The sequence below is a fragment of the Methanospirillum sp. genome, from assembly GCF_035406105.1.
Classification (GTDB): Archaea; Halobacteriota; Methanomicrobia; order Methanomicrobiales; family Methanospirillaceae; genus Methanospirillum.
The window spans coordinates 1-2,786 of sequence record NZ_DAONKG010000274.1; the positions used below are offsets into that span (position 1 = coordinate 1).

The 2,786-nt window shown below is 45.7% G+C and carries 2 protein-coding genes; both read left to right on the forward strand.

Features of this window, described 5'->3' with window-relative positions:
* Window positions 1-1,575, forward strand: a 1,575-nt coding sequence (locus PLA23_RS12255; protein WP_324475364.1) for a PKD domain-containing protein, incomplete at its 5' end; no start/stop codon positions are given.
* An 81-nt stretch (window positions 1,576-1,656) separates the two neighbouring features.
* The gene (locus PLA23_RS12260) at window positions 1,657-2,178 is read left to right on the forward strand and encodes a hypothetical protein (protein ID WP_324475366.1); all 522 of its coding nucleotides are present in this window, start codon (window positions 1,657-1,659) and stop codon (window positions 2,176-2,178) included.
* Window positions 2,179-2,786: the final 608 nt, after the last annotated feature.

The following is a 2,786-nucleotide window of genomic DNA, read 5'->3' on the forward strand; positions in this document are numbered from 1 at the left end:
GCTGATTTCACCGCCCGACCAACATCAGGTAAACCTCCTCTGACAGTGCAGTTTACCGATAAATCATCTGGCAATCCGACAATGTACGCCTGGACTTTTGGGGACGGGACCGGAGATATGGTTGCAAACCCGAGTCATACCTATACGAGCCCGGGGAAATACTCAGTAAATCTGACAATCGCAGATGCTAGTGGAGAGAGTTCAACTGCAGTACGGAAAGATCTGATTCAGGTAGAAGGAACGGTAACTCCTGTGCCTACCCTGACACCAATTCCTGTCCCTGCTGTACCCCAGACCTTTGTCGGAACAGTGGAGATTTATGGAAAACCAATTCAGAGTGGTGGCACGGTAGAGGCCCGGGTTCCAGGGTATGATATCTCCGGACAGTACAATCCGATAAAAACTGCAAAAGGAGTATTTGGAAAAACAGGAACATTCTCTCCAAAGTTACAGGTTCAGGGGGTACCTGCAGGATCAGAGATTGAGTTCTGGGTCGCTGATGAAATGACCAGAATGGTCCGGGCATATATTTTACAGGATGACGGAACCTACCTCTGGACTGTTCCCTATCAGCCTGGGAAAGAGACACAACTCAGACTGGTTGTATTAAAAAACCCGCCAAATGAAATCCCACCAATTCCGGTAACTCCGGTTCCAACCGATTGTGCAGGGATCCCCTCTCTTCCCATGAGCATTCAGGGAGATGTCAGGATAACTGATGGAAGTGAATACCTGGATGAGGATGGAACCTGTTACAACTGTCAGCCGAACATTAAGATTGGTGGCATGATCGAAGCACGGATCGAAGGTTATGATGTTTCAGGACCGGAAAATCCGTTTACGATGACAAGCCCCGGTTATTTCGGAAGTGGAAACAGCAGCTGGGCGGATAAGTTAACAATACAGGGAAAATGCCTTCCTGAAAACGCAAATGTCACATTCTGGGTAAAAGATGACGGATGGCCTCGGTACACCCAGGCTTGGGTAGTGAATGAAGCCATCGATAACAATGAGACTATCAGTGTCATGGGAGAGACCAGGGAAATTCCGTATGAAGGCGGCATCTCACGGACTGTTCACCTGTGGGCAGGTCCATTACCTACGGTACCGCCAACACCAACACCCACTCCGGCACCTTCCGCGTGGGAACCGCAATACTTCTATGGTAAGGCTGAATTTAACGGATTCCCGCTCAGGGTTGGTGACCGAGTTATGGCAACAAGGGAAGGAATTGATCTCTCCAACCCGACGAATCCGGTATCAGTGAAAAAATTCGGAGAGTACGGAGATCTGGCTGGAAAGGAGATGCTTACCGTTGATGTTCCGTATGAATCAATGGAACAGCGTGATCCGATCACATTCTGGATAAAACCAAAGGACTTTGAGTACTGGTATAAAGCGGAAGTAAAAAATCCCCTGTCCAGTGCTGACTGGAGTGACACCTATCCGTTTACTCCCGGATCTATCACAAACCTTGATCTCAGATCAAATGACCGGGCAGATTTCATGTATTTCGATGATATTGTAGAGACTATCAGCAACGTAATCCTGCCGGATGATTATACCGGCTGGTAAATCAGGTGAATAACACCTGTTTTTTTTGATATTATGACAAGTAATTGTTCCATCTGGATGTCAGCGTTTCTGATTGCTGGCATGTGTATCGCCGTATGCGGGCTGGTATCCGCTGCATCTCCCCAGCTTCCCTGTGAATTTTACGGAACCGCAACCATTCAGGGAACACCGGTTCCAGTCGGAACGGTTATCACCGCATACGTGAACGGAACACCGCAAGGGAAAATCACCGTTACTGAAGCAGGAAAATTCGGTGGCCTTGGAACATTTGATGAACGACTCATTGTCATGGCTGGTGAGAATGATTTTGCAAACGGTGTTCCGACCATTACCTTTAGAATTAATGAACAGAATGCCGATCAGTCAGCGCCATATCAGCCAGGGGCAAGTACCCAGCTCAATCTTACTGTCGGAAGTCCGGCAGCAGTGCCAGCTCCGGTAGAGCCAGTCGCCCAGGGTAATAACACAACTCAGGTGCCGGTCATAACAGCACAGGCCCCTGTCCTGGCACAGACTCCTGCAGCAGCTCCGGTTGTAACACCGGTGCAGAACCAGAGTTATCAGGCTGCTCAACCGGCCTGTGTGACGGCTCCTACTCAGTAATTAGGTATTTTCTTTTTTACTCACTTTTTTTGGTAATGGAGTATTATCTGCGAAAGTGAACCCTCTATGTGGAACTGGAGAAGGAATTACGATCATACCAAAAACTGACCAGGTAAACATACAAAAGAGAGGAAAGAAGTCTCATCCGGTAGTTATGCAGGATAATTTTGCACTTGATAACAATTCTGATTCTTCGGATGTTTTAGAAATACGTATTGTTGTTATGAGGTAAGTTAGAAATATGTGTATGATCTACACAAAATACGTTGCAACCTATGTAAATCGCACACATAATAAAATGATCGACCTATATTCCAATCACAACATTTGGTGATGGTACAATTTTATGTTCTACTTCTCAGATGTGAGACTTTCACGGAGGATGAGTAAATTTCCGGTAGATTCGTGTTTAATACCTCTTTCCTTACAGCCGCCATTGACAGCATGTCGATGTTATTTTGAATCATATAATTACATAAGAAAGAGTATTGATTATATGACCTTTCAGAGTGACCGCGTTCAAATACAGAAAATATTGGCCAATTATAAGATTCCACCTGAAGAGCAGAACGATATAATCAGTTTAATGTATGATTTATCAAAAAATT